5 protein-coding genes and 4 pseudogenes are annotated in these 4,949 nt (G+C 58.5%); 5 read left to right on the top strand and 4 right to left on the bottom strand.

Annotation, left to right across the window (positions count from 1 at the left end):
• Positions 1 to 1,015 (top strand): annotated as a pseudogene (locus F7R02_RS24235) (type III secretion system effector avirulence protein AvrBs3); the annotation flags it as partial.
• A gap of 76 nt (positions 1,016 to 1,091) precedes the next feature.
• Positions 1,092 to 1,253: pseudogene (locus tag F7R02_RS27400) on the top strand (DUF3560 domain-containing protein); the annotation flags it as partial.
• A gap of 152 nt (positions 1,254 to 1,405) precedes the next feature.
• On the opposite strand, the pseudogene F7R02_RS24225 reads toward F7R02_RS27400, so the two are convergent.
• The 3 genes and pseudogenes from F7R02_RS24225 to F7R02_RS24210 all read right to left on the bottom strand — a co-directional run.
• Positions 1,406 to 1,489, bottom strand: a pseudogene (locus F7R02_RS24225) (transposase); the annotation flags it as partial.
• Between the two features lie 82 nt (positions 1,490 to 1,571).
• A complete protein-coding gene (gene stbB / locus F7R02_RS24215; protein WP_151210259.1) occupies positions 1,572 to 2,279 on the bottom strand; it encodes a StbB family protein in 708 nt (235 codons plus the stop codon).
• Complete coding sequence (locus F7R02_RS24210) at positions 2,276 to 2,722, bottom strand: conjugal transfer protein TraD (RefSeq protein WP_151210257.1); 447 nt, start codon at positions 2,720 to 2,722, stop codon at positions 2,276 to 2,278. The genes stbB and F7R02_RS24210 overlap by 4 nt, the downstream gene beginning before the upstream one ends.
• A gap of 389 nt (positions 2,723 to 3,111) precedes the next feature.
• On the opposite strand from F7R02_RS24210, the gene F7R02_RS24205 reads away from it, so the two are divergent.
• The 3 genes from F7R02_RS24205 to F7R02_RS26735 all read left to right on the top strand — a co-directional run bounded on the left by F7R02_RS24205 (position 3,112) and on the right by F7R02_RS26735 (position 4,775).
• On the top strand, positions 3,112 to 3,507 hold the full coding sequence (locus tag F7R02_RS24205) for a hypothetical protein (RefSeq protein WP_039447651.1): 396 nt from the start codon (positions 3,112 to 3,114) through the stop codon (positions 3,505 to 3,507).
• Positions 3,508 to 3,614: 107 nt separating this feature from the next.
• Positions 3,615 to 4,235 carry a hypothetical protein gene (locus tag F7R02_RS24200; RefSeq protein WP_078590106.1) on the top strand — a complete coding sequence of 207 codons (621 nt, stop codon included), beginning with the start codon at positions 3,615 to 3,617 and terminating at the stop codon, positions 4,233 to 4,235.
• Between the two features lie 198 nt (positions 4,236 to 4,433).
• Positions 4,434 to 4,775: a hypothetical protein gene (locus tag F7R02_RS26735; RefSeq protein WP_078583841.1), complete on the top strand. Its 342-nt coding sequence runs from the start codon at positions 4,434 to 4,436 to the stop codon at positions 4,773 to 4,775.
• Here the strand turns inward: F7R02_RS26735 and F7R02_RS26730 are convergent.
• A pseudogene (locus F7R02_RS26730) lies at positions 4,747 to 4,949 on the bottom strand (hypothetical protein); the annotation flags it as partial. The gene F7R02_RS26735 and the pseudogene F7R02_RS26730 sit on opposite strands and share 29 nt — an antisense overlap.

The raw sequence follows: 4,949 nt of genomic DNA, 5'->3' as shown, positions 1-4,949 counted from the left end.
GTGCCAGGCCCATGGCCTGACCCCGGAGCAGGTGGTGGCCATCGCCAGCAATGGCGGTGGCAAGCAGGCGCTGGAGACGGTGCAGCGGCTGTTGCCGGTGCTGTGCCAGGCCCATGGCCTGACCCCGGAGCAGGTGGTGGCCATCGCCAGCAATGGCGGCGGCAGGCCGGCGCTGGAGAGCATTGTTGCCCAGTTATCTCGCCCTGATCCGGCGTTGGCCGCGTTGACCAACGACCACCTCGTCGCCTTGGCCTGCCTCGGCGGACGTCCTGCGCTGGATGCAGTGAAAAAGGGATTGCCGCACGCGCCGGCCTTGATCAAAAGAACCAATCGCCGTATTCCCGAACGCACATCCCATCGCGTTGCCGACCACGCGCAAGTGGTTCGCGTGCTGGGTTTTTTCCAGTGCCACTCCCACCCAGCGCAAGCATTTGATGACGCCATGACGCAGTTCGGGATGAGCAGGCACGGGTTGTTACAGCTCTTTCGCAGAGTGGGCGTCACCGAACTCGAAGCCCGCAGTGGAACGCTCCCCCCAGCCTCGCAGCGTTGGGACCGTATCCTCCAGGCATCAGGGATGAAAAGGGCCAAACCGTCCCCTACTTCAACTCAAACGCCGGATCAGGCGTCTTTGCATGCATTCGCCGATTCGCTGGAGCGTGACCTTGATGCGCCTAGCCCAATGCACGAGGGAGATCAGACGCGGGCAAGCAGCCGTAAACGGTCCCGATCGGATCGTGCTGTCACCGGTCCCTCCGCACAGCAATCGTTCGAGGTGCGCGTTCCCGAACAGCGCGATGCGCTGCATTTGCCCCTCAGTTGGAGGGTAAAACGCCCGCGTACCAGTATCGGGGGCGGCCTCCCGGATCCTGGTACGCCCACGGCTGCCGACCTGGCAGCGTCCAGCACCGTGATGCGGGAACAAGATGAGGACCCCTTCGCAGGGGCAGCGGATGATTTCCCGGCATTCAACGAAGAGGAGCTCGCATGGTTGATGGAGCTATTGCCTCAGTGAGGCTCAGTCGGTGACTACCTGAGCGTCGGCAGGGATTGGTGTAAGTAACCTTTACTGACAGCGAGTTAGCCCACTTTTGGCTGTTTTTTACACAAATCCCTGCCTCCCCTCGAATACGTCGGAATACTGGACCCGCCGCGCCGCTGGCGCCCTGCGGCTGGCCAAGTACAAAGAGCAGCCCGACGTGCGCGCCCGTCGCATCAAGCGCATCGAGGCCGACAAGCGCAAGCAGGACCGCGACATTTCCAAGAGCACCAAGCTTGTGAAGGCTTGGAGTCTCAAAGGCCTAACGCATGATTTGGCCCTGCGCCTTTCCGGCTTCCACGACAACCTGACCACCGTTCCGGTCGAAGGCTACGATTTCCGGATTTCCCTTTATGGCGCCCTGAAGACCTCTGCCACCTTGAACCCACGATCGGTCACTTGCCGGACCGCCTCGATCTTGAACTCATCCGTATACCGCTTACTGCTCATGGACACCTCCGAATCAGCCATTTTCCATGGCCTTGAGATGTCTAAGAAATCCTGGGCGTATCATCCCCATGACGTCCCCTCATCACTTGAACAACGCTTTGTAGACGTCATCGAGGTTCTTGTTAGCCGACTTGGCGAGCCGCTGCGCCGAGATCATGCTGACCGCGTGCGCCTTGGCGTCCTCGTCCTTGGCTTCACGAAGCCTTGCCCGATAGTCCGTTTCATCGGCCACGATTTCCGAGACAGTCTTTTTCAGCGTCCGCAGCCGGTCGAAAATCTCGTTCTTGAACACCACGGCTTCCGGTCGCAGTGTGAAGCGTTTCTCGGCCTCGTGGAAGCCGAAGATCATCGTAAAGAGGCGCGGCACGTCGTTCGCGTCCTCCAATTCGACCTTGTTGAACACCACGCGGATTTTCTTCGCCGGTACGCCTAGGTCTGCCAGCGTCCGGATGGTATTCAGCGTATCGATCTGCTGCTTTTTCTCACTGACGGCGGGCACAACGAAGTAGTCGAACTCTTCGTGGGACCCGTCGAACTGGCCCATCTGCTTGATGAACTCCTCGACGTTGGACGCGCCCACGTCCACGATGGCTGCGTGGAGCGTCATTAGATCCTCTTGCAAACCGCCGTAGTTCTTTCCCTTGAGACGCTGTGCGTCACTGTCGGCTGATGATCCTGCATTGATGGTCTCAATCTCGAATTTCGGTGCGTTCATGCGCGGTGCAAGCAGGTGATCGACCAACGTGGTCTTACCTGGATTCCCACTGAAATTTATGACGGCGACTTTCATTTGTGCTTTCTCCATTTCTCTTTGGCCAAGCGCTCGTAACGGGCGATATCCTTGGCCTGTTCTTCCGGGTCGGGTTTCATCAGGCGGTCAAGCTCCTGCATAGAGATTGGTCCGCGCGGCGTAGATGTTTCCGGTGAATCTGTTTCGTGCGATACAGATTCGGATTCGCCAGGTTGAGGTGGTGCCGGCATGCCGACCGTCCGCGGGGCCGATTGCTGCCCTTCGGTCTTTGCTTGATGTTTCTTTCGGTAGCGATACAGGTACGTCTTGAGGGTCTGAAACGTGAGGTCGAAACCGGCATCGGTCAGCGCCTTATGGATCGTTCCAAGCTGCACGCCTGCTGCCAGCTTCTTTTCAATCTCTGGCATGACTTCTCGCAGTTGAGCCGCTTTCGAGGTCGGTTCCGTTTGCCTGACTGCCTGTTTTGCGTCTGGCTTCGTCATTGATGTGCCTCCATCGTCAAAGTGTTCTCTAAATGTATTCTGTTTGCATTCCATTAGTACACCTATAGTAACCCTATTGACCTCTATTCGTATCCGGTTTGCACGCTATATGTTAACTAACCGTCTACTTTCTGTCGTCGCCGCTCCTACGGCCTTCGGCCTATGCGACCTGTACGCCCTTAACCCCTAGAGATTTCGGTCCTTAACAGGCCCAAATCTCAATACACATCACGCACCCCCTTCGGGGTTGCTAAAGCCTTGTCAAACATGGATTTGCGGGCGATTTACACCGCATAGATGACTATAGCTACTCTATAGGATGTAGCCGGAATGCCTTATTTTTGCTAGGTTCATGCCTATAGGATTTTCTATAGCTTGAGAAAACACCCATGAGCAGCGGTAAATCTATCCCTGTTTGGTACTCGGAAGAGGATCGCCGCAGGGTCGAGGAAGCGGCCGCGCTAGCCGGTTACAAGCACCTGTCCAAGTACATCCGCGACAAGTCTCTCGACCGTGGCAGCCACCGTGAGTCAGGCCGCGACAGCATGGAAGCATGGGCCGACCGACAGGAACTTGTCGGCCGTCTGGCCGAGATCGAGCGCAGCCAGAAAGGCGCGCATGCGCTTCTGGCAATGCTGCTTTTTCTGGTGCGCAAGAAGGCGACCACGGGCGAGTTCAACGAGCTGGTTCTCGCTTGCGAGAACGTCGGCGTGCCGGCCGACGTGCTGGCCGTTTCCATGCCCGAGCTGACTGCACTGCTAACCCGCTTTACGGAGGATTCGTAATGTCAAAAACGAAGCTGGCCAGGCACGTCAAATTTGCGGCGCCCCGTGCTTGCATTCAAGCTTTTGCCTGCCTTAGAAAGCGCTCACGCCCCAAGGAAAGAGGAAACATGAAGATGTTCAGCGCGGCCGTCATCGCCATGTCAGCCTTGTGTGTCACTCAGGCCCACGCACAGCAGCAGCCCGTGAGCACAGGACTTGGCGAGTGCGTGGACTTCGTCATCTTTGCCTCCAGCACGCTCACCGGCCAGGTCAACGGCACCACGTTCCCCTTCGTGTATGGCCCAGCCACCTATCTGGACAAGCCGGGAAGCACTGTCTACATCCAGAACTATTCGTGTGCCTCCAACGACATCCCTGGGTTGTACTCCAGAGTGTCCATGGTCAGCCACGAGATGGGCCACCTATACCTGGATCAGGGCTGGGTGCTCGGCACACGGGAGGACTACATCGCCAAGGCCTGCACCAATGAAGGACGGGCCGTGCTCAACAACTCCACGGCGCGCAACGAGATCCTGGACACCTCCCAGGGAGGCGCCGACATCAGCCTGATCGCGGCGAACGCTCCGGCGCTGCTGTCCACTATCGCGGCCGGGGGAGCCGATTTGGCGCAACGTGTGGGTGATGCATTCTGCGAGGCCAATGTCACGTCCACTACCGGTGAGAACTACAAGGTCTACTACGGCAACGAGTACGACAAACTCAATCCCCCTTCGCAAGAGGAGCAATAAACCATGAAGACTCTCGTCGCCGCCCTTGGCGCGGTCGTCCTCGCGACTGCTTCGCTCGTGCCTGCCGCAGCCGCACCGCGCGCCTCCGCCGCCGCTGAAAAGCAGCTCTGGGCTTTCTCGGAAAAAATTGCATTGGCTCTTCCAGGGAATGGAAAAGACGTACTGACGCTCGTCTCCCCCCGCCCTGACTCGGTTGCCATGACCAATGGGCAGGAGCCTCGCAAGATGTCGAAGCAAATCGCTCCGTCGCTGTTCGCGTCGAACGCCGTGGTTGTCATGGGCGCGGACAATCGCGCAGATTCGGCATCCTTCGAAGTGACAGGCAGCTGCGTCTCGATGGCATCGCTGCGGAAACAGTATGCGAGGCTCATCGTGATGGACTACGCGCGCGGCGTCAATGAGCATGCCGTCTACACCTTGGGCGCGCAGATCGGCGATGCGATCGTCGCGTACTCGTTTCCTGCCAGCAAGCTCGACTGCATGAGCCGCGTGTTGATCACGCCCGCAAAGATCACGAAGAACAAGCTCGGAATTGAATAGGCGACGACGGCCGGATGGAGACCGAAATCAATGCCTTAAGGGCGCGCTCACCGATGCGCTGCACCGCGATTGCGTTGATGCGGCCCACGCTGCTGGCCGACCTGTTGGGTCGCCGCTGCGATTCCAGGAGGGTGTAAGCAATGCAGAAGCACGAAGTCGAAAGCGCAACCTTGC

The organism is Xanthomonas cissicola (genome assembly GCF_008801575.1).
GTDB lineage: Bacteria > Pseudomonadota > Gammaproteobacteria > Xanthomonadales > Xanthomonadaceae > Xanthomonas > Xanthomonas cissicola.
The sequence above is the reverse complement of the archived record's forward strand: the minus strand, read 5'-3'. Positions and strand labels throughout refer to the sequence as shown.

What these genes read in the sequence shown, in the direction of transcription:
- F7R02_RS24200 (WP_078590106.1), top strand. Translation starts at nt 3,615, where the DNA reads ATGAAGATGTTCAGCGCGGCCGTCATCGCCATGTCAGCCTTGTGTGTC.
- stbB (WP_151210259.1), bottom strand. Translation starts at nt 2,279, where the DNA reads ATGAAAGTCGCCGTCATAAATTTCAGTGGGAATCCAGGTAAGACCACG.
- F7R02_RS24205 (WP_039447651.1), top strand. Translation starts at nt 3,112, where the DNA reads ATGAGCAGCGGTAAATCTATCCCTGTTTGGTACTCGGAAGAGGATCGC.
- F7R02_RS26735 (WP_078583841.1), top strand. Translation starts at nt 4,434, where the DNA reads ATGACCAATGGGCAGGAGCCTCGCAAGATGTCGAAGCAAATCGCTCCG.
- F7R02_RS24210 (WP_151210257.1), bottom strand. Translation starts at nt 2,722, where the DNA reads ATGACGAAGCCAGACGCAAAACAGGCAGTCAGGCAAACGGAACCGACC.